This window comes from Proteiniclasticum sp. (assembly GCF_032054185.1).
Classification (GTDB): domain Bacteria; phylum Bacillota; class Clostridia; order Clostridiales; family Clostridiaceae; genus Proteiniclasticum.
Map to the genome: position 1 here is coordinate 185,365 of NZ_DAMBTF010000001.1, position 20,750 is coordinate 206,114.

19 protein-coding genes are annotated in these 20,750 nt (G+C 42.9%); 13 read left to right on the forward strand and 6 right to left on the reverse strand.

All coding sequences use genetic code 11. The features are described from left to right. Window positions 1-113: 113 nt before the first annotated feature. On the reverse strand, window positions 114-1,913 hold the full coding sequence (gene pepF / locus RTX25_RS00840) for an oligoendopeptidase F (protein WP_312649419.1): 1,800 nt from the start codon (window positions 1,911-1,913) through the stop codon (window positions 114-116). 402 nt (window positions 1,914-2,315) lie between these two features. Here pepF and RTX25_RS00845 point away from each other — a divergent pair, with 402 nt between their 5' ends. Together RTX25_RS00845 and RTX25_RS00850 are read left to right on the forward strand one after the other, a co-directional pair. Further along, the gene (locus tag RTX25_RS00845) at window positions 2,316-2,708 is read left to right on the forward strand and encodes a hypothetical protein (protein ID WP_312649420.1); all 393 of its coding nucleotides are present in this window, start codon (window positions 2,316-2,318) and stop codon (window positions 2,706-2,708) included. A gap of 234 nt (window positions 2,709-2,942) precedes the next feature. Next, entirely contained in the window at window positions 2,943-3,068 is a 126-nt protein-coding gene (locus tag RTX25_RS00850; RefSeq protein ID WP_312649422.1) for a hypothetical protein, read from the forward strand. 116 nt (window positions 3,069-3,184) lie between these two features. Here RTX25_RS00850 and RTX25_RS00855 read toward each other — a convergent pair whose 3' ends face one another. Next, the gene (locus tag RTX25_RS00855) at window positions 3,185-4,156 is read right to left on the reverse strand and encodes a metal ABC transporter solute-binding protein, Zn/Mn family (protein ID WP_312649423.1); all 972 of its coding nucleotides are present in this window, start codon (window positions 4,154-4,156) and stop codon (window positions 3,185-3,187) included. 124 nt (window positions 4,157-4,280) lie between these two features. On the opposite strand from RTX25_RS00855, the gene RTX25_RS00860 reads away from it, so the two are divergent. Both RTX25_RS00860 and RTX25_RS00865 read left to right on the forward strand, forming a co-directional pair. Further along, window positions 4,281-4,970, forward strand: coding sequence for a metal ABC transporter ATP-binding protein (locus RTX25_RS00860; RefSeq protein WP_312649425.1), 690 nt, complete (start codon window positions 4,281-4,283; stop codon window positions 4,968-4,970). Next, window positions 4,970-5,761, forward strand: a complete 792-nt coding sequence (locus tag RTX25_RS00865) for a metal ABC transporter permease (protein WP_312649427.1) — start codon at window positions 4,970-4,972, stop codon at window positions 5,759-5,761. Before RTX25_RS00860 ends, RTX25_RS00865 begins: the two co-directional genes overlap by 1 nt. 102 nt (window positions 5,762-5,863) lie before the next feature. Here the strand turns inward: RTX25_RS00865 and RTX25_RS00870 are convergent, their stop codons facing one another. Then, the gene (locus RTX25_RS00870) at window positions 5,864-7,066 is read right to left on the reverse strand and encodes a 6-phosphofructokinase (protein ID WP_312649428.1); all 1,203 of its coding nucleotides are present in this window, start codon (window positions 7,064-7,066) and stop codon (window positions 5,864-5,866) included. Between the two features lie 173 nt (window positions 7,067-7,239). Between RTX25_RS00870 and RTX25_RS00875 the strand changes: the two genes are divergently transcribed. The 5 genes from RTX25_RS00875 to RTX25_RS00895 all read left to right on the forward strand — a co-directional run bounded on the left by RTX25_RS00875 (window position 7,240) and on the right by RTX25_RS00895 (window position 12,477). Beyond that, window positions 7,240-7,665: a Fur family transcriptional regulator gene (locus RTX25_RS00875; RefSeq protein ID WP_312649430.1), complete on the forward strand. Its 426-nt coding sequence runs from the start codon at window positions 7,240-7,242 to the stop codon at window positions 7,663-7,665. Window positions 7,666-7,819: 154 nt separating this feature from the next. Next, window positions 7,820-9,415: a transglutaminase domain-containing protein gene (locus RTX25_RS00880; protein WP_312649433.1), complete on the forward strand. Its 1,596-nt coding sequence runs from the start codon at window positions 7,820-7,822 to the stop codon at window positions 9,413-9,415. Between the two features lie 150 nt (window positions 9,416-9,565). After that, window positions 9,566-10,003 (forward strand): Lrp/AsnC family transcriptional regulator, encoded by a 438-nt coding sequence (locus tag RTX25_RS00885; RefSeq protein WP_312649435.1) that lies wholly within the window; start codon window positions 9,566-9,568, stop codon window positions 10,001-10,003. Window positions 10,004-10,191: 188 nt separating this feature from the next. After that, complete coding sequence (locus RTX25_RS00890; RefSeq protein WP_312649437.1) at window positions 10,192-10,635, forward strand: DUF305 domain-containing protein; 444 nt, start codon at window positions 10,192-10,194, stop codon at window positions 10,633-10,635. Window positions 10,636-11,136: 501 nt separating this feature from the next. Continuing rightward, a complete protein-coding gene (locus RTX25_RS00895; protein WP_312649438.1) occupies window positions 11,137-12,477 on the forward strand; it encodes an SH3 domain-containing protein in 1,341 nt (446 codons plus the stop codon). Between the two features lie 324 nt (window positions 12,478-12,801). Here the strand turns inward: RTX25_RS00895 and RTX25_RS00900 are convergent, their stop codons facing one another. The 3 genes from RTX25_RS00900 to RTX25_RS00910 all read right to left on the reverse strand — a co-directional run bounded on the left by RTX25_RS00900 (window position 12,802) and on the right by RTX25_RS00910 (window position 16,523). Then, entirely contained in the window at window positions 12,802-13,911 is a 1,110-nt protein-coding gene (locus tag RTX25_RS00900; RefSeq protein WP_312649440.1) for a DUF3810 domain-containing protein, read from the reverse strand. A 227-nt stretch (window positions 13,912-14,138) separates the two neighbouring features. After that, window positions 14,139-15,236: an ArsR family transcriptional regulator gene (locus RTX25_RS00905; protein ID WP_312649442.1), complete on the reverse strand. Its 1,098-nt coding sequence runs from the start codon at window positions 15,234-15,236 to the stop codon at window positions 14,139-14,141. A gap of 12 nt (window positions 15,237-15,248) precedes the next feature. Then, window positions 15,249-16,523: an MFS transporter gene (locus RTX25_RS00910; RefSeq protein ID WP_312649444.1), complete on the reverse strand. Its 1,275-nt coding sequence runs from the start codon at window positions 16,521-16,523 to the stop codon at window positions 15,249-15,251. 204 nt (window positions 16,524-16,727) lie between these two features. Between RTX25_RS00910 and RTX25_RS00915 the strand changes: the two genes are divergently transcribed. The 4 genes from RTX25_RS00915 (at window position 16,728) to RTX25_RS00930 (ending at window position 20,701) form a co-directional block, all read left to right on the forward strand. Beyond that, on the forward strand, window positions 16,728-18,656 hold the full coding sequence (locus RTX25_RS00915; RefSeq protein WP_312649445.1) for an ABC-F family ATP-binding cassette domain-containing protein: 1,929 nt from the start codon (window positions 16,728-16,730) through the stop codon (window positions 18,654-18,656). A gap of 184 nt (window positions 18,657-18,840) precedes the next feature. After that, on the forward strand, window positions 18,841-19,212 hold the full coding sequence (locus tag RTX25_RS00920; protein ID WP_312649447.1) for a GntR family transcriptional regulator: 372 nt from the start codon (window positions 18,841-18,843) through the stop codon (window positions 19,210-19,212). Then, window positions 19,209-19,910 (forward strand): ABC transporter ATP-binding protein, encoded by a 702-nt coding sequence (locus RTX25_RS00925; protein ID WP_312649450.1) that lies wholly within the window; start codon window positions 19,209-19,211, stop codon window positions 19,908-19,910. The genes RTX25_RS00920 and RTX25_RS00925 overlap by 4 nt, the downstream gene beginning before the upstream one ends. Further along, window positions 19,904-20,701 carry a hypothetical protein gene (locus RTX25_RS00930; protein ID WP_312649451.1) on the forward strand — a complete coding sequence of 266 codons (798 nt, stop codon included), beginning with the start codon at window positions 19,904-19,906 and terminating at the stop codon, window positions 20,699-20,701. The genes RTX25_RS00925 and RTX25_RS00930 overlap by 7 nt, the downstream gene beginning before the upstream one ends. The last annotated feature ends 49 nt before the right edge of the window (window positions 20,702-20,750 follow it).

Consider the following 20,750-nt stretch of genomic DNA (forward strand, 5'->3'; position numbering starts at 1 on the left):
CTACACTTTAATCAATTTTACCCCAAATGATGAAATATAGAAAGAAAAAGACCGTACCAGGCGATGTCCATAAGTAAAAGACATTGCCTGGTACGGTCAAAGCTGCACCTATACTAATTTGTCTTGATGAATTCTTCCATCATATCAAGAAGCTCATTGAATCTTCTTACTGTAGCCTCAAGAGGTTTTTTGCTCGTCATATCTACACCGGCTACCTGAAGTGTTTCTACAGGATAATTGCTTCCTCCTGTCTTCAGGAATCCGAGATATCTCTTAACCGCTTCATCTCCTTCAGAAAGGATGCTTTCGGCAAACGCGCTTGCAGCGGCATATCCTGTTGCATACTGGTAGACATAGAAGTCACTGTAGAAGTGAGGGATTCTGGCCCACTCGATTTCGATCTCCTGATCCAGGATGATGGATTCTCCGAAGAACTTTCTGTTCAGCTCCATCCATAGTGTACTGAAGTCTTCGCCGGTCATAGGTGTACCCTTCTGAATGGTTTCATGGGTAACTTTTTCGAATTCAGCGAACATCAGCTGTCTGTATACCGTTGTTCTGATCTGCTCCAGCTCCTGGTTCACAAGGTAAAGCTTCTTCATCGGATCTGTTTCTTTCTCGATCTGATAATGGATCAGCAGCTTCTCGTTTGTCGTTGAAGCAACTTCAGCCACGAATAAAGTATAGTCTCCATAAATATAAGGCTGGTTCTTTCTTGAATAGTAGGAATGTATGGAGTGACCCATCTCATGGACAAGCGTGGATACATCTCTCAGGTTCTCATGATAGTTCAGTAGAATATAAGGTGCTGTATCATAGGCTCCTGAAGAGTAAGCTCCGCTTCTCTTTCCCTTGTTCTCGTAGATGTCGATCCAGCCGTCTTTCACACCGCTTCTGAATATGGAAAGATATTCCTCGCCAAGTGGTGCAAGGCCCTTAAGCGCAAGCTCGATTCCATCGTCAAACGGGATTTTTTCATCCGGAACATCGATAATCGGTACATAAAGATCATACATATGGATCTCGTCCAGCTTAAGAAGCTTCTTCTTGATGTCCACATATCTGTGAAGAGCACCGACACCTTCTCCTATAGTCTCCAGAGAATTGTCATAAACGGCCACAGGAATGTTGTTTGGACTTAAGGATGCTTCGATAGGACCGGTATAGTTTCTCAGCTTCGCCTTAAGATTGAATGTCTTCATATTGGATGACAGCATCATGCCGATGGCATTCTTGAACTTGCCGTAGGTACCGAACAGTTCCTTGAACGCATTTTCTCTGAGCGTCCTGTCCTTGGACTGCATATATACGCCATAGCTTCCTGCAGTCAGTGGATGGGCATTGCCTTCGCTGTCAAGAATGTCATTGAAAGTCATGTCGGCATTTGTGAAGATGGAGAAAATATCGTCTGGAGCATTCAGAGAATCGGAAAGTGTTGCCATAAGCTCTTCCTTTTCCTTACTCAGAACATGAGGCTTCTCCTTCACGATGGTTTCGATGTAGAATCTGTACTTTGAAAGCTCCTCGTCATCAAGATAAGACTGAATGATCTCATCGCTGAGAGAAAGCAGCTCAGGAACAAAGTAGCTTGCCATTGCCCCGAATTCCGCACCATACTGGGAAATTTTGGACATGAGGACCTGCTGAGTGGTGTTTGCAGTGTCTTCATCGCTCTTCATGTAGGCATACACATAGAGCTTTTCAAGGGTTCTTGAATATTTCTCGATATCATTCAGGTAAGCCACAAGACTTTCCTTCTCATGAAGCCTGTCCTTATAGTTCATAATGACTGGTGCTTCGGCTTTCAGTTTTTCAAGTTCGGTCTCGAATGCTTCATTTGATGGGTAGATATCTTCAATCTTCCATTTGTACTGCGCTTCGATTTCACTTCTCAGTTTCACTTTTTCGCTCATAGTAACCTCCATAGATTTAATTTGCTCCCTCCATTATAAAACACAAATAATGACTTTTATACCTTTTTCGGCAATTCTTCTATACTTCTGATAGATTTTCTGTACTACCTTTTCCAAAGTGACAGGAATTTTCCTCAATAATTCCGATTTTATGCGCCTCAGTATTGTACAGATTTCGTTCATGTGATGAATCAGAATCTGAATTCCGAATCCAATAACTTGCATCTCGGATACAAAATTCACTGTCAGGTTTTCAAAGATGCCTTCTGTATACAAAATGGCATCTTTGAAAACAATTTAGCCTGTTCAGATGCAGTCCCGGAATGTTGTTACTCTTATTTAATATTTTATTATTGATTAACGATAAATCTATGTTATAATTCAATAAAGGAGTTGATCAAATTGAACAACATTAAAAGATGCTTTATTCTATTTTCTATGATGATTCTTGCTTTCAGTTCAGGCTGCCAGGCACGTACAGAATCTTATTCTACCGGAAAATACAGAGTCACTGTGGTAAACAGTTCCCAGGTTCCGGTTCATCAAATCGCTTATGAAATGAACGGCCAGAGTGGTGGCGGAATGAACGCAGATGGCTCTCTGATCAGGCAAGGTGAGGAAATGTTCTTTGATTTCGATGAGATTTCCGGCCACGCTGTCTGGTCAGTTCTTGATGAAGATGATGCCACCATGGTCTCCGATACCCTATCCTTTGCCTTTGATGAGAAAAATGGGATGATTATCGATATTGAATCAGGAAGGGATAAACTTGAACTCACAGTCAGGAAACCCTGATCATATGAGCATTCTTGCCTGTAAAGACCATTAAATAATTAATAAGGATAAATCCCCTGGTTTTTCACTGAAATCAAGCTATAATATAATTATATCTATCAATATTAATTTACAAGATAATATATGTTATGCAAGGAGATGTGAAAAATGAAGAAAAAGACTGATCAAACAAAAAAAGATTTAATTAGAAATTTCTTGAATATTTTTTTGGGTTTCTATTGGATTTATGGAAGTATGACAGATAAATTTGTCCAGACTCGTACCAATATTTTTCTGACCGTAAGCGGAATCAGTCTAATTGCACTTGGTGTATTCGGAGTGAAAGAGTATTACCTGCAGACTAAATCAGAAATCAAGTAGGGATCTCCAATCCTGTTTTCTTAATCATTTTTTTCAGTACAATCTGCTTACAGAGCCAAAATAAAGACTGGCCGGTCTCACTTATTTAATGTGAGGCCGGCCAGTCTTTATAGTGATTATCGGTTAAAGCTCTCAAGCACTTTCTCGTAAGTTTCCTTGAGACTTGGAAGGAGCTCCCCTGAAGCTTCCAGAGGATTGATTGCAACAGTCTGGCTTCCGGTTTCTCTTGCAAGGGTTTCCGAAACCTTTGGTGAAGCAGCCTCTTCAAGGAATATGGTGGTGATTTCTTCATTCTTTACAAAGTTTATGAGATCTTCCAGCTTCTTAGGTGTAGGTTCCCCTTCCTGGAAAGGTCCTTCAACAGATTTCTGCACAAGACCCAGTTCTCTTGTCATATATCCGAATGCTGCATGTCCTGTGACAAATGCTCTACCCTTATATGTTTCAAACTTACCCTGATATTCTTCCTTCAAGGCGAGAGCTTCAGAAGAAAAAGCTTCAAAGTTTTTCTCGAAGTCTTCAGCTGCTTCAGGATATACCGCAGAAAGCTCAGCCTTGACATTTTCAGCCATAACTAATAGAGAATCTATGGACATCCAGATATGGGGATCATAATCGCCATGGGCATCTCCTTCTTCTTCATGATCATCTTCCTCATGATTAAGTTCGATGAGATCGATTCCTTCAGACAGATCGACTAGGGTAAGCTCTGTATTTCCTGAATTATCTACTGCCTTATCTACCCATGGTTCCATTTCCAGACCATTCATAAATAGAAGATCCGTTTCGGTGAGTCTCCCCATATCCTTGATCGTCGGTTCGAAATCATGTGCATCAGCTCCTTCAGGAACAATCTTCCAGGTTTCCACCAGGTTTCCACCGATGATTCTGACCAGCTGATCTACAGGGTTTATGGTTGTGGCTACGCTTATTTTCTCTAATGGCTCTTCTGCAGGCGTCTGTGTTTCTCCAGGTTCTTCTTCATTTACGCCGGTTACAGGGGTTTCCGCCTCAGGTTCCTGAGTGCATCCCGCAAATACTGCTGCAATACTCAGCACGGCCAATAGCACAATTAATCTTTTTTTCATTTTTTATCCTCCAGTTGTTGCAAATGATTCGCATCAATGAGTATAATATAATAAGAAATATTCATTGTCAACCTAAAATTAATGTACTATATTAATTGATGAAATTTAAATTGGAGTGGAAGTAATGATTGAAATCAAAAACCTGTCCTTTTCCTATACAGGAGAAGAACCCTATCTCATCAAAGACCTCAATATGAGCATCCCGAAAGGACAGCTGATCTCAGTCATCGGAGAGAACGGATCAGCAAAGTCAACCCTCGTGAAGCTTCTCGTGGGCCTTTTAAAGCCGCTTAAAGGCAGTATTGACATAGAGACGAGAAACGTCGCCTATGTACCTCAGAGGATGGAAAGCTTCAACAAGCAGTTCCCCATTACCGTTGAGGAAGTCTATAAGATCCATCTGAAAGCGCTTGGCCTTAAGGATATGGACCTCATCGACAGTGCTCTGGAAGAAGTATCCATGAAAAACTACAAGAAATCCCTCATCGGAGATCTTTCCGGCGGACAGACTCAGAGAATCTTCATCGGTCGAGCGCTTCTTGGTAATCCCGAGATCATCATCCTGGATGAGCCGTCAACGGGTATGGATCTTCGCAGCCAGAAGGAAGTTCGCCAGATTCTGAAGAACCTCAGAAAGAAAGGCGTCTCCATTCTCACCGTCGAGCACAACATTTCCGCAGCCATCCATAATTCTGACTTCATCATCAGAATGGGTGACAATCAGGGTGTGCTGTATGACATCAAGACATTCAAGACCAATATCCAGCACGAAGATGTAGACAACATGCTGGTCTTCAGAAAGGAGGAAATCTGATGCTGAGTTATCCTTTTATGCAGAATGCCCTCATGGCGGGTGCCATGATCGCAATCCTTTGTCCCATAATAGGGATTTTCCTTGTTCTGAGACGTTACTCCATGATGGGTGACACTTTAGCCCATTCCTCCCTTGCAGGTGTCGCCATAGGTATCGTCGTCGGCATCAGCCCAACCCTCTCCTCGGTGATTTTCACCACACTCGCGGCAATACTCATCGAATTCTTAAGAGACCGTTTCAAGCGTTATGCAGAGATTCTCATGTCGGTAGTCATGACCCTATCTGTAGGTATCGCCATCATCCTGGTCTCCAGCGGACAGGCGAACACCAACATCAACCAGTACCTTTTCGGCAGTATCCTGACCGTCACAAGGCAGGACCTCATTCTGGTACTCGTTGTCACCATCATCACGATTCTTGCCGTGTCCTACTTTTATAATGAACTCATCTACACCACCTTCGACGAAGATGGTGCACATATTTCCAACATCAAGGTGAAGCGCGTGAATTATATCTTTGCGCTTCTTATGGGACTGTCCATATCCGTATCCATCAGAATCACCGGTGTCCTTGTCATCTCCTCCCTCATCGTGCTGCCTGTGGCCTCCGCCATGCAGTTCAAGAAAGGATTCAGACAGACCCTCTTCATCGCGGTGGTCATCGGACTTCTCGACATCATGCTGGGTCTCATCTTCTCCTATGTGCTGGACAGCGCACCCGGCGGAACCATAGCCCTTATGAGTGTCATCACCATGGTGGGCTCCCTTCTGCTTAACCCTTTCAATAAATAGCAGCTTATGATGACATGCAGAAAATCCCACCAGGAGAAGTAAACTTCCCGGTGGGATTCAAGCTATCTCATATTAGACTCTACAATGATCAGAAAGATACTGCTATTTTTCGTGGAAATGGTGAATGACTCTGTACTCGGGCAGTTTTCCCACAAGAGGCCTGAAATACTTCATGGCTTCTTCAGTGATGTTCATGCCGTCCTCTGTGACCATATCAAGAGGCATGTACTTCACGTGATTTGCAATATTGGATGCATCAGTTGCGGTGTATTCCACTTCATAAGGCTCATCGGACTTTCTCACTAGAATGGATACCTTTCCGGTTTCACCGTCTCTAGCAAGAAGAAGCGCTCTTTCACCCAGCTTGAAAGCTTCTTCCAGATCAACCTCCGAGGCGAGATGGAATGCGGATCTCTGAAGGGTTGAAAGTTCAAGCACTTTTACTCTCTTTGTGATTCCGCTTTCTGTGATGATGTTTTTCAGGGCATTTCCCGCACCACCAAGCTGAGCATGTCCGAATGAATCATGGGCATGAGCCTTTGTGGCAGCAAGGAATGATCCGTCCGCAAGTCTTACCCCTTCAGAAGCGACGATGTAGACATGACCTTTTTCCTCATAGATCTTTCTGACCTTACTGAGGAACTTCTCCTCATCAAAAGGCACTTCAGGAAGAAGAACGATATCCGCACATCTTCTGCCGTTGTATGTGGCAAGGGCACCCGAAGCTGCAAGCCAGCCTGCGTCTCTGCCCATGGTTTCTGTGATAAAGATTCCATTATTGGTATACACCATGGAATCAAGATAGCTCTCCAGAACACTGACAGCAATGTAGCGGGCAGCAGATCCGAATCCTGGTGCATGGTCGATGACCTGAAGATCGTTGTCGACGGTTTTAGGAATTCCGATGAAATTCATATCGATGTTGTGGTCTTTTGCATAGGCGGAAAGCTTTCTCACAGTATCCTGAGAGTCATTTCCTCCTGCATAGAAAAACGCCTTGATGTCATGTCTGGCGAAGATTTCAAAAAGCTTCTTATATTCCTCTTTGCTGTCCTCGTACTCCTTGAGCTTGTACCTGCATGAACCCAGCGCTGCAGAAGGCGTGTGCTTAATGGTCTCTATCTCCTCTTCAGTCAGAAGATTCATGTCCACTAAGTCTTCCTTGAGAATACCTTCTATTCCGTTCAGCCCGGCGTATACCTTATCGTAGACTTTCAGTTCATTGTTCTTGGACAGAAGTCCCATTACAGATGAATTGATGACGGAAGTCGGTCCCCCAGATTGAGCAATAACACAATTTTTCATTTGCATACCTCTCTCATTTCATATTTCATCTTTATTTTAGCATAGAAGCAGGATGAAATGAACTGAAACGGGATGTGAATGATAGAGTGCAGAAAGCACGTGTTTGAATAAAAAAAGCAAACATACTATAATGAGGACATGCAAATACTCTGCATGCTAAGGAGAGAAAAGACATGAATACAACCCAGACCCTCAAGAACCACAACATAAAAGTCACGAAACCCCGTGTGGCCATATACGAGATTCTGGAAAACGAGCTTCAGGGAATTGAAGCCGACTATATCTACAAAAAATGTCTTGAAGAAGACATTCCCATAAATCTCAGTACGGTCTATCGTACACTGGAACTTTTTGAAGAGAAGAACCTCATCGAAAAATATGATCTGGGCGAAAAGAAGTACAACTTCAGTCTCATCAGACATGGTCATCATCATATCGTGGAATGCGACAGCTGTCATAAAGTCATAAATCTCGACTGTCCAATGAAACAGATCGAAGACCTCATCACGAAAGAAACAGGTTTCCATCTTACAGAGCACCACCTTGAACTTAAGGGAATCTGCAGAGACTGTATGGTTAAAGGACAGAAAACTTCATAATCATAAAGTGTCACACCAATATCAATGGTTGAGGCACTTTTTTTTGCGCTTTTTCATAACCATGTAACCTTTCTGAGAGACAAATTCATTGGGAAAAATCTATGATGATATACAAGTAGCGTTACACCTTGATCATCAATCAGGAGGAAATTTTATGAAGTTTAAATACAGATCCGCAGCCTGTGCCTTCATTCCCTTAATCACTGCACTTCTTTTATCGGCATGCAGTCCCGCCGTAGAGGAGGACAGTAAAGGTGAAGAGACACAGGCTCCCCGACATCTCGCCATAGAAGTCAGCACTGAGAAAGATCCGTCTCTTCTCGATCAGGTTCTTGAAAATCCCTATGAGGAACTTCTGGATATGGCGAAGGAAAGTCTTCATCCGGACGAAAAGCTCTATAATGAACTGTATTTCGCCATAAGAGAAGGAAAAGAAATCCTGGATGTGAGCGGATATGACCTCAGCCATGAAAAGAAATGGGCAAGCCTTGATTCCATGTACGCGACTGCAGGGCTTGAGCTGTTCCATGTCGATCGGATAAAGCTGTCCCCAGATGGAAAGGAAATCCTGATCACCTATTCTGATGATGCAGAAACATTCAGGGAGATGAACAGGATCTACTATGCCCGCCTCTCTCACCTTATCTACAACGTGCCGCAGGGTCCTACAGAACTTGAAAAATACATCAGTATCTATGATTACATCTCAAAGACTTCAGGATATACAGATGACATGAGCGACCCGAAAACCCACACTTCTTCCAGCATCATTCTTCAGGGAAAAGGAATATGCGGAGGTTATTCCATGCTGAATCATCATGTACTGAAAAAGATCGGTATAAAGTCCGTATATCTTATGAACGAGCCTCATGCCTGGAATATGGTCACCATTGAAGGAACCGACTATATTACTGATCTCACCTGGGGTGCGGGAAATGCCGGTTTTCATGATGACAATCTCAGACATATCCTTATGAGCACTGACGAAAGAAACCGCACCCTTGAAAACAGCGGCTTCGGAGACTATCCGGTCTACACCGGTTTCTACAGAGACGATATGGTCATTGCCGATGAGCCAGAGAATACTGAATTTTCCCATCTGTATGAACTCTATTCATCCTACGCCCTCGACACAAAGAAAGGTCATCTCTACTACTCAGATGCTGAAGGTGTACATCGTTTAGATCTTCATGGTGAAAATAAAGTGACCTTAAGCACTCAGCCGGGTGAAGAGCTCACCTACTTTGATGATTCCCTCTACTACATCCGCTTTTCAGATTCCTTCCTCTACAGGTTCTCTTCTGAAAATGAACCTGAGCTCATGACAGATAAGTACCGCCTGAATAAACTTGACCTTAATCGGGGAATTCTCACTTATCAGGAAATAGGAGAAGAAGGAAAAACAAGAACCATTGATCTCAACCGCTACAATAAAGAAAGTGGAGAAGCAGGAATCCTCGATGAGATGACCTTAAGACGTGAAGATACCCTTAAATTCGTGCTGGATTTCTCCTCACCGATGAATACCGACGGATCCTTTCAGGAATTTATCGGTCTCCTTGATGAGCAGAATCAGCTTATCCCTCTAAATTATGTATGGTCAGAGGATGGAAAAAAACTGACACTAAGAAGCTCAGAGCCTTTTACAGATACCAGCTCACTTCGCCTTAGAATAAACAGGGAGCTTCAGTCGAAAAACAAGGAAAAGCTCGAAGATTCCATTGAGCTTGATATAAGAATTTCAGACTGACTTTAGAATCTTAAGAGTTTATCCGATTTTTCTTGACGAATTTCCCGAACTTACCTTAAGATATTAACATCAGGCAAAGATCCTCTCAGGATCCTGCCAATAACAAAAGGCAGGTGAAATCCGGTGTAACGCTTCGTTATACCCTAAGTTATGGACAGAATCGATATCAGACTCATAGAGCTTCTTCAGTCAAACGGAAGATGTTCCCTGAAACATCTGGCAGAAGAAGTATACCTCTCCACCCCGGCAGTATCATCGCGAATTGCAAGGATGGAAGAAGAAGGAATCATCACCGGATACACTGTTAACGTCAACCCGCACAAACTGGGCTATAACATCAAAGCGTTCATCAATCTTGAAATGACGCCGAAACAGAAGCCCGAATTCTATCCCTTCATTGAAGCCTGCCCGAATGTCCTGGAATGTGACTGTGTCACCGGAAAGTATTCCATGCTCATCAAAGTAGCCTTCCATACGACCATGGAACTGGATGCCTTCATCGGCGCTCTTCAGAAATTCGGAAATACCGATACTCAGATCGTTTTTTCCACTCCAGTGGAAAACAGAGGAATCAGCAATCTGGAATGAATTTAGACCCTGACAGGCTTCAGTTTGAAGCCTGTTTTTCTTTTATGTCTCCTTTTAACCCTGTTTTCATCCTGAGTTCAAAGAAGTGAAATAGAATGCTCATAACTTTCTGATACCCTTAATTTAACTTAAGTACACTCTGATCAGATGTAATCCGGAACGAATACATCTGGAAAGGAAGGATTGGAATGAATAAATACGTTAAATTTCTCGTCATGATTCTGACATCGACTTTTATCATGTACTGGCTCATGTTTCTCAATGTCTATGAAGCCGGACATGTCATGTTCAGCCAGACAAGACTCTTCATGGCACTGATCATGGGCTCCGTTATGGCAGTTGTCATGCTTCTCTTCATGTGGAAGATGTATGACGACAAGAAAAAGAACGGCATCATCCTTGGGGCAAGTGTTCTCATCTTCGGACTTTCGCTTTTTCTTGTGAGAAGTCAGACGACAGTGGATCAGGTGAGCTGGATGAAAGCCATGATTCCACATCACTCCATTGCCATCCTCACCAGTGAAAGAGCGAATCTTGAAGATCCGAGAGTCAAGGAGCTGGCACAGGAAATCATTGATGCTCAGAAAAGAGAAATCGAGGAAATGAATCAGCTTATTGAAGAACTTAAATAGCATCCATGAGAAGAGCAGTTTCCGCTGCTCTTTTTTTCATGCAGTAAAACTCTTCAGAGAAAAGTCATTAAAAAATAAACTTACATCTGTTTCATCGCTTTTCCGATTCACTAAAAAATACTCAGGAAAATTCGTCATCTGTTTCAGGAATCAGCTGAGTTAATCATGGAACTTTTTCGCGATTGACAATAAAGCATCTTATCCATGTAGCTCGCAACATAATCAGGTTCAAAGGTTTTCCACAGGTTCACTGCAGCATGATATTCCTTCTCCGACAAAAACCATCCTTATCTGATGTTTAATCTTTATCGCATTTCCACAGGAAAATGCCGAACCAGCGTCTAAAACCTTTCTCAACATATCAGTATATGTCGAATGATGCGATTGTGAAATCGGTTGATATTCAAGGAGAAACTCTAAACTAAGTCTTTGAAATATGATAGAATGAACCTGGTTACAAAAGAGTAACAGATTATACATAAAGATATTTAGGGGGAAACCATGAAGAATTTCAATCTTAAGAAATTAATTGCCACTGCAATTTTAGCCTCAGTAATTACAACCTCAGGAACAAGTCTTGTCGGAAGAGATGCAACTGTTGTATCCGCGGCAGTTATGTCAGGAACAGTAACAGTCTCAGCCAGCAGTCTCTGGACCTACAATAAGGCTGACTGGAGTGCTAGAACACAGGTCGTAAACAGAGGAGAAACTTTCAATATTTCCGAGAAAATATCCGTCGCCGGTAAGGAGATGTATGGTCTGACCAACGGCCTTTACATCACAGCAAACACTGCTTATATTTCAGCAAAAGAAGTTGCTGCGACAAAAAGATATAAAACAACAACTGAGAATCTGAACATGAGATCAGGGAACTCCACAGCTTATTCAGTCCTTCTGACCATTCCTAAGGGAACAAAGGTGGAAGTGCTTCAGTCTGTCAACGGCTGGGATCAGGTCATCTTCAATGGCAAGACCGGTTGGGCTTCCGCTCAGTACCTGTCCACAGCTGCAGCTCCGGCTCCAGCACCTGCTCCGGCTCCAGCTCTGGTCTACAAAACTACACTATATAACCTCAACATGAGATCAGGTAACACAACCGGGCATTCTATCATACTGACCATTCCTCAGGGAACGAAGCTTCAGGTGATTGCTTCATCCAACGGATGGGATAAGGTAACCTACAACGGCAAGACCGGCTGGGCTTCAGCTCAGTATCTTTCCACATCTGCTGCACCGGCTCCTGCTCCTGCTCCTGCTCCCGCACCGGCTCCTGTTGTCAATTCAAGATTCAGAACGACAACATCTAACCTTAACATGAGAAGCGGAAACACAACTGGTCATTCCGTCCTACTCACTATCCCTAATGGAAGCAGAGTCGAAGTTCTCGCTTCATCAAACGGCTGGGATCAGGTCATCTACAACGGAAAGACAGGCTGGGCTTCAGCAACTTATATGACTGTTGCAAGCAGCAAAGTTACCGGAGGAGATATCGTAAATTATGGTAAGACATTCCTCGGTATCCCTTACACCTGGGGTGGTGACACACCAGCTGAAGGATTTGACTGTTCAGGTCTTGTAAAGTATATCTTTGCACACTTCGGCCATAGCACACCTAGAGTTTCCAGAGATCAGGCAACTCATGGAACTGCTGTTTCATTAGACAGCATGCAGCCAGGAGACCTCATATATTTCGGAAATGGTACAGTAAGCCATATCGGTATCTATATCGGAGGAAATCAGATGCTTCATGCACCACAGCCAGGAAAGAATGTAGAAATCAAGGATCTCACATGGCATATGAGCAACTACAGCACAGTAGGCGCAAGAAGATACCTGAATTAATATTGTCCCTCAAGGAGATGAAGAGATTCATCTCCTTTTTATCGCTCTCTGACGTGCCTCTGTCGTTCACTCTATATTATTGAAATATTAATAGGTCCTTGATAGTTGGCTGTCATGGTCATGCTATAATGAAGTTAGAAAATTCGAAATATAAATAGCGTTATCGCAATCAAGGAGGTTACATTGTATGAGAGGATTAGGTATAATCGGAACAATCATTGTGATACTTATCGTTCTTTGGCTACTTAATGTCATCTAGAGATAAGATAGAGTCAAAAAAGAGCAAGTCTATTGAAGACCTGCTCTTTTTTCCTGTCTGAAATATCACCTTATGGCTTCATTTTTCTGAATAAACTGTTCAAGAAGCAGATCGACCATCTCTCCATAGCTTTTTACCCCTTGAGTCTGTCCATTGCTTTTCAGATAATTATCGTTGACCTTTGTCGCTTTTTCATGAACCTCTCCCTCGTAGGCCTTATAGAAAACATTATAGGCGGCAAGATCTCTCTTTACGCCTTCCGAATAAGTGTCATACAGCATTCTGTAGCTTTCTCTGCTGTCACGGTATAGTGCATTCATGGAACTGATGAGTGCAAGAATGGTTCCGGAATACCTTATTGAAGGGTTTTCATGGTAGCTGCTGACAGCATAGGCCAGATAGTTTGCCTCATTCTCATAGGCGATGCCTCTCTGATGAGCCATTTCATGAATTACTGTTGCCGGAAAAAGAAGATCAGGTCCTTTAGTGTTGACATTGGCTTCTCCTGTAAAGGGCATAAATATTCCTGTTATTCCTGTATAATTTAAGGGCTCTGAGGCAATAATTCCCTTTGCGATTCCATATTCCCCGGAAAAAACCGGATACTCGGCACTGAAGCGTTCAAATCCTTCCTGAGCCATGGTGAAAATTTCCTGATGACTCTCTTTTATGGTGAATACACCGGACTCATCTTCACTTACCGCCTCTCTTAACTGATTTGCCCGCTCGATGAGCATCTCGTTTAAAGCATACAGCTCTTCATGTCCATAATTCGTTCTTTCCAGTGAAAGATACTGCCTCACTGATGCTCTATTATAGTTAAACCCGAATACGAGCATGAACACGACATAAAGAAGTGAGATATAGGTAACAGTCTTATAGGCGAGTCCTACGAATCCTCCGGTGAAAATCTTTATCACAAGCAGAACGAGGAGAACAATACCCAGAAGTACATTGAAATAGACGAAAAGCTCGCCAAGAGAAATGGGTATGATTCCTGTCACCCGACTGAGCAGTCTGATCAGTGCGCGATTGACCGATGCGGGATAAAGGCGCTCAAGAAGCTGAGGATTTCTTCTCGACAGTCTCCCTAACCCGTAGATCAGACCTGCCATGATGATCCAAAGATATCCTTCACTTAGTATTCCTTTCTTTCTTCCAAAAATCCTCTTCATCGTTTGACCTCTCAAAGTTCATAATTTTCATCTACATACTTTAAATGTAATCATACGAATATTCGAGGACAACTGTCAACATATTTGTTGATCGGTTCACAATGTGCAGTATCATTTCTTATGGTTTTCACCGGAGTTCAAAGAAAAAAACCTTAAGAAAAGCATAGTGCCTGACTTAAGGGTGATCAAGGATTATGGGAAGATAAAATTACATGAGGAAAGTTATTCTAAGTCAGCAGAAAATCCTCTTTCAGATCCTCTATGCATTTCTCGATGAAGGCTTTGTTCACCTGATAGATATATCTTCCTTCACTCTGTTTAAGGAAAATGACTTTTGCGGTCACTAGATTGTTGAGATGATATGAGACTGTCGCCGAGGATACGCCAAGATTCTTTGCAATAATTTTTGTTGAGGTGATCCCCTTTGCGATGTTCATGATGACCTCGTATCGCGTCTTATCCCCAAAGTTCTTGAAGAGCAGGACCCTCTCCTGGATCTTATTATCCTCAATCTCAGAAATGGCATTGAAGATGCTTTCAATATTCAGTCCCCATGACATATAAGGCTTTTCATTGGCCGCATTGAGCATCACAGCAAACTCATTGACAATGGAGATGACCACATCCATCTCTTCTGTCTGGAGAAGGTTCTCACTGACGATTCCGTTAGAAACTGCACTAAGACTGTCACCTTCTATCTCGCTGAGTCTTCTGATGAAGTCCTCCGCATAGGTAATGACTTTCTTTCTGAACCCTTCATAATACTTAAGGAATATGGGATGAATTTCCTCTATAACCTCTTTATATTTTTCCAGAGTCCTTTTTGGTGACTGTGTAAAAGAGAGGAGATGCCACTTCGCATCACTTCCTATGGATAAAGCATTGAGCCATGGCATGATCTGTTCGCGATGTTCAACCAGTTCCTTCGCTTTTTTCTTTGATGTTTCCTTATCTTCTTCGCCTGTGTCCTGATCAAAATAATCCAGCGCCAGGAGTACACCATAAAGAATCTCATCCTCAGGCTTTTTTAGTATGCTCTCAAAATACTCCGAGACATCTTCATATCCGATTACAGGATTCATCATACCCAGAATCTGATTGAAATCACGATCTTCCGGAGCGGAGTAATAAAAAGGAATCAGCTGTTCCTTGTAACGCATGACCATCTCATGCATTTCTCGTGCGATGATTTTACTGGACTCCGGAATGAGATCGATATAATTTTCATCTTTGTTGTTGAGGTCTTCTTCCTTATAGTGAATCATCCCCGGTACGGAGAGTAGATCACAGAGATAGCTTTCTTTTTCACGAAACTGATACTTCACAATGACGCCTCCTCAGACAGCAGCTTTTTCCTGTTCCATTTCCGGATTCAGGAATGTTTTCCTATAGTATATCACGGCTAATAGCATGATGACACCGATTATCACTACCGGAAAGAGCGGTTCCATTGCATCAAGACTTGCGCCAAGGACAATCTGACCAACCGGTGCTGCAATGGTCATGCCAAGTCCCATAACAGACGAAGTCCTGCCCATGACTTCTTTGGGCACGATGGTATCAAAAAGTGTGCCAAGAGAGATATTTGCTAGGGTCACAAAGATTCCGATGATAAAGCATAACCCGAGGAGAGCCATAAATGGAACAGTATTTCCTGAGAAATTAAGTGTAAATGCATCGCCTGACACCAGTCCGATAGCCATGATGAGTAACGATACGATAAAGAAACTGTAGATCATCAGTTTACCGATCTGAACCTTTCTGGCAAATCCAGAGAACAGTACGGGGGTCAGAAGCATGGAGAAGGAAAGTACGGAGGAGAATATCCCGATCTGCATGTCGCTGCCACCCAGTGTTTCCTTGATGATAAAGATCAGTCCTACGCTAAACAGTGCACCTAGGCAGAAGTTCAGTATCATGCCAAGACCGATGATGTTCTTGATGATTCTGCTTTTTCTGATGATACCTACTCCTTCCATAAAATCTCTTCTGAAGCTGGCAATATTCACTTTATCGGGCTTTCTGTTGAATCTTGGAATCTCGATGAACATTTCACTGATAGCGGACGCCATGAAACTGATGGAGTTTATGATGAGTATCCCGAAGATTCCGGTGAGGCTGTAGAGCACAGCGGCAAGAAGTGGAGCTACCATAGTGAATACGCTTGTGATCATGGACTTCAGACTGTTGGCTTCAAAAAGGTCTTCTTTCTTTACAATACTGGGAACCACAGCCGCCATGGCTGCACCGAAGAAAATTTCTGTGATCTCAAGCAGGATGACAAGCAGATAGATGCTGAAGACACTAAGTTCACCGCTCAGATAGAAGTACAGCGCATAGCTTCCGATGAGGACACTGTTAACCATATCCATGGTCACGATGCTTCTTTTTCTGTCGAACCAGTCTCCAAAAACCCCGGCTATAGGAGAAAGAATGAGTCGAGGTAATATGGAAATCGCAAGCATCGAGGCAAAAATCGTCGCAGATCCGGTAACCGCAAGTACATACAGCGATAAGGCAAACTGCTGCATATCACTTCCTAGAAGTGATACGGCTTTCCCGGCCATAAGCAGGGCAAAATTTCTGTCTTTCAATAGATTAAGTTTCATCATATTACCTCCGTTTATTCTGATTGACTTTATTATAATCATTGAATATGTCGATGTCAATAAAATAATTAGATATTTATCTAATTATTTTAACTTTTTAAACTAATTTTATATATATCGTCCGAAAAGCCCTCTGAAACCAAAGTTCCCTTTACATCGATTCTTCCTATCCCGTATAATAGTAATGTTGACAAGAGGTGAATAAAAATGATTGTAATATCAGCCAATAACGTAAAATTAAGCTATGGAATAGATGTCATACTGAAATCCATCAGTCTGAGCATAAACGAAGGAGACAAGGTTGCACTCATCGGCGCAAACGGCGCTGGAAAGTCCAGCCTGTTCAAAATCCTGACAAAAGAGATTAAAGAATATGAGGGAGATGTCTTCATAGACAAGACGAAGACTCTAGGTTATCTCTCACAGAACATCAATCTTGATCCTTCTCTGACCATCTATGATGAGGCCTTGTCTATTTTCAGGCACCTCATGGATATGGAAGAGAAAATGCTCCATCTTGAAGAAGAAATGAAAAAGCCCTACGACGAATCAAAGAACGATGAGCATGAAGCGACCATAACAGAGTATGTGAGGTTGCAGGAGGAGTATGATCTCCACGGCGGTCATACCTATAAAGGAGAAGTCCATAAGGTCCTTAGAGGACTCGGCTTTCTCGATGAAGAGTTTACAAAGCGTGTTGAGATCCTTTCAGGCGGACAGAAAACAAGAGTGGCTCTTGCTAAGCTTCTTCTCTCGAACCCTGAAATCATCCTTCTTGATGAGCCCACAAACCATCTGGACCTTAATGCCATAGAATGGCTGGAAGAGTATCTCAAGTCGTATAAGGGGACCCTTCTCATCATATCCCATGACCGTTTCTTTCTGGACTCCATCACTTCCCATACTTTTGAGATGATCAATGGGGAAATCTACTCCTATCATGCCCCCTACACAAAGTTTCTTGAGCTGAAGAAGAAGGATTATGAAATCCGGCAGAAAGCCTTCAAACATCAGCAGGATGAAATCGAACGCCAGGAAAAGATCATCGAAAGATACCGTTCCTTCAACAGAGAGAAAAGCATCAAGGCTGCTGAATCAAGGCAGAAGATGCTGGACAAGATCGAACGTATAGAAGCTCCGCCCAAAGCACACAGTCCTTATAAGATCGCCTTCCAGAATGAAGTGGAAAGCGGTACGGATGTGCTGATGGTGGAGAACCTCGAAAAAGCCTTTGATGAAACAAAGCTTTTCACAAATCTCTCCTTCCATATCCGAAAAGGAGAACGGATCGCACTCATCGGCGAGAACGGGCGTGGGAAGACCACCCTATTCAAAATGATTCTGAATCATCTAAGACCAGACAAAGGCGACATCATCATCGGAAAAAACGTGACCATCGGTTACTATGACCAGGAACAGAGTGATCTGCATCCCTACAAGACCGTATTTTCCGAGATACATGATGACTTCCCGTACCTGACGGAAAGAGAAGTCAGAACCTACCTCGGCAGTTTTCTTTTCAGAGGGGACGAAGTCTTTAAAAGCATAGAAAACCTCTCCGGCGGTGAACGATGCAGAGTGAATCTTCTTAAACTCATGCTGAAGAAATCCAACTTCCTGATTCTGGATGAGCCCACAAACCATCTGGATATACCATCAAGAGAAGCTCTGGAGGATGCACTGCTTGACTATGACGGAACGATCTTTGTCATTTCCCATGACCGATACTTTCTGAATAAAGTGGTAAGCAACATCTTTGAACTTAAGGAAGACGGCATAGACAACTATCTCGGAAACTACAGCTACTATGTTGAGAAGAAAAATAATCCTACCCGTTTTCAGGGACTGGAAGAACCGGTTGAGAAGAACAGAACCAGAACCCAGGAAGAGAAAAAGAAGAAAAAAGGAAGAGAAAAGGAAGAGAGAGAAAAGAAGAAGTACTTCAAAGCCCTTGAAGACAATATCGGGCTGAAAGAAGAAGAGAAGAAGCGTCTCACTCACCTGCTCACTACAGAAGAAGTGTTTTCCGACATCAGAAAATCAATGGAAATCTCGGATCTCATCGATAAGCATGACCGCGAGCTTCAGGATCTTTATGCTGAATGGGAAGAACTCCTTCTGGAGGAAGAGGAATAGAATTAGAACCCGTTAAGGCACGTTCACACTACAGGACGTGCCTTTTCCTATGGATTCATTCCGTCTTCAGATAATGCCTGCTGAAATATCATATCTGATCTTAATAAATCCTTGACTAATTTCCACTATGATGTATTATTGTATTAAGTCATTAATACAATAATACAAATAAGGAGGACTTGCTGTGCCATGGAATTTTGATAACAGTATTCCCATCTATATCCAGATCATACAGGAAATGAAAAGAAAGATCATACGTAAAGAGCTTGCGCCAGGAGAAAGACTTCCCTCAGTAAGGGATCTTGCAAAGGAAGCAGGTGTCAATCCAAACACCATGCAGAAAGCCCTGATGGAGCTTGAAACATCAGGACTGATCGAGACTGAGCGAACAACCGGAAAATTTGTGACAGAGGATAAAGAGCAGATTTCTCTTCTCAGAGAAGACTACCTTAGAGAAAGACTTGCACCTTTTTTGAAGGAGCTCAGCTCTCTTGGTATCGAAGAGGAAGAACTCATATCGCTCATCAGAAAGCACTATAAGGAGGCAAAAGAATGACCCCAGCAATCATAGAACTTAAAAATCTAGAAAAGTCATTTGGAAAAGTCAAAGCTGTAGATGATCTTACCCTGTCCATTCCCTCTGGAAAGATCATCGGACTGCTCGGGCCAAACGGGAGCGGAAAGTCGACGCTATTCAAGCTCATCAACGGACTGCTTCAGCCTACAAAGGGATCGGTCCTTATCGATGGTCTGGCCCCCTCTGTGGAATCCAAAAAAATCATCTCCTACCTACCAGAGAGAACCTACTTGAACGACTGGATGAAGGTAAGGGACATCTTTGATTTCTTCAACGACTTCTACGAAGATTTCGATAGAATCAAAGCAAAGGAGATGCTTTCTGTACTGAAGCTTGATGAAAATTATCCACTGAAAACCCTTTCCAAAGGAAATAAGGAAAAGGTACAGCTCATCCTTGTCATGTCGAGAAAATCCAAGGTCTACCTTCTGGATGAACCTATAGGCGGTGTGGATCCGGCTGCAAGAGACTTTATTCTTGAAACGATACTCAGCAACTATAAGGAAGATGCCACCATGATCATCTCCACTCACCTCATCAGCGATATCGAAAAGGTATTTGATGAAGTGATCCTGCTTAACCAGGGCAGACTCTATGACTATGACAGCGTCGACAGCATCCGTGAAAAAACCGGAAAATCAGTGGACGAACTGTTCAGGGAGGTATTCAGATGTTAGGAAAACTCATAAAATACGAAATGCGTGCAACCGCAAGATACTTCCTGCCAATCCACGGCGCAATTATGGCATTGGCTCTTATTATGGGTATCAGAGGGTTTGACGATAACTTTCTTTCAGTGCTGAATGCCATACTTCCGGTAGCACTGGCTCTAAGCTTTGCGGGACTGGGGGTCATGACCATACTTATGGTGGTCAAGCGCTTTGACAGCAATCTTCTGGGAGACGAAGGCTACCTCATGTTCACTCTGCCGGTCAAAACATCAGAGCTCATCTTATCGAAGATTCTCACATCCATGATCTGGGTGCTTGCATCCTCAGCTGTCTTCATTCTCTCCATGGGATTCATCATCATAAGAGACATCGATCTGAGCGCCATCTGGCAAGAGCTTCAGTCGATGCAGGTCGATTTCTACCTGATTGCAGTGTTCGTTCTGCTCATCCTCATGAGTATCGTGCACATCCTGCTTCAGGTCTATGCATCACTTGGCATCGCTCAGGCATACAGCTTTGCAAAAAATAGAATCCTCGGCGGTACACTCATCTTTATTCTGATCACCATAGCGATCAACACCATTGAAACCATAGGTATGACCCTTATGGCCTATGCCTTCAGAGAGAGCACATGGTTCATGGATCTCGCAGCCAAGATCGAATCCAATAACTTCCTTACAGTGATTTCCACCATGAAACTGGTCTTCACCGTGGCCCTTGTCTACATCACCATCAAGAACATCCTCTTCTATTTCCTGACTAAATATCATCTTCAGAAAAAACTCAATCTGGAGTAGAATCATAAATAGGAGCAGCCCATTCTCAAGAACGAGAATGGGCTTTTTT

Excerpts from the sequence above, each read along its gene's own strand:
- RTX25_RS00915 (WP_312649445.1), top strand. The coding sequence starts at position 16,728 with ATGATTGTAATATCAGCCAATAACGTAAAATTAAGCTATGGAATAGAT.
- RTX25_RS00900 (WP_312649440.1), bottom strand. The coding sequence starts at position 13,911 with ATGAAGAGGATTTTTGGAAGAAAGAAAGGAATACTAAGTGAAGGATAT.
- RTX25_RS00875 (WP_312649430.1), top strand. The coding sequence starts at position 7,240 with ATGAATACAACCCAGACCCTCAAGAACCACAACATAAAAGTCACGAAA.
- RTX25_RS00930 (WP_312649451.1), top strand. The coding sequence starts at position 19,904 with ATGTTAGGAAAACTCATAAAATACGAAATGCGTGCAACCGCAAGATAC.
- RTX25_RS00855 (WP_312649423.1), bottom strand. The coding sequence starts at position 4,156 with ATGAAAAAAAGATTAATTGTGCTATTGGCCGTGCTGAGTATTGCAGCA.
- RTX25_RS00925 (WP_312649450.1), top strand. The coding sequence starts at position 19,209 with ATGACCCCAGCAATCATAGAACTTAAAAATCTAGAAAAGTCATTTGGA.
- RTX25_RS00890 (WP_312649437.1), top strand. The coding sequence starts at position 10,192 with ATGAATAAATACGTTAAATTTCTCGTCATGATTCTGACATCGACTTTT.
- pepF (WP_312649419.1), bottom strand. The coding sequence starts at position 1,913 with ATGAGCGAAAAAGTGAAACTGAGAAGTGAAATCGAAGCGCAGTACAAA.
- RTX25_RS00910 (WP_312649444.1), bottom strand. The coding sequence starts at position 16,523 with ATGATGAAACTTAATCTATTGAAAGACAGAAATTTTGCCCTGCTTATG.
- RTX25_RS00885 (WP_312649435.1), top strand. The coding sequence starts at position 9,566 with ATGGACAGAATCGATATCAGACTCATAGAGCTTCTTCAGTCAAACGGA.
- RTX25_RS00895 (WP_312649438.1), top strand. The coding sequence starts at position 11,137 with ATGAAGAATTTCAATCTTAAGAAATTAATTGCCACTGCAATTTTAGCC.
- RTX25_RS00870 (WP_312649428.1), bottom strand. The coding sequence starts at position 7,066 with ATGAAAAATTGTGTTATTGCTCAATCTGGGGGACCGACTTCCGTCATC.
- RTX25_RS00880 (WP_312649433.1), top strand. The coding sequence starts at position 7,820 with ATGAAGTTTAAATACAGATCCGCAGCCTGTGCCTTCATTCCCTTAATC.
- RTX25_RS00860 (WP_312649425.1), top strand. The coding sequence starts at position 4,281 with ATGATTGAAATCAAAAACCTGTCCTTTTCCTATACAGGAGAAGAACCC.
- RTX25_RS00865 (WP_312649427.1), top strand. The coding sequence starts at position 4,970 with ATGCTGAGTTATCCTTTTATGCAGAATGCCCTCATGGCGGGTGCCATG.
- RTX25_RS00850 (WP_312649422.1), top strand. The coding sequence starts at position 2,943 with ATGACAGATAAATTTGTCCAGACTCGTACCAATATTTTTCTGACCGTA.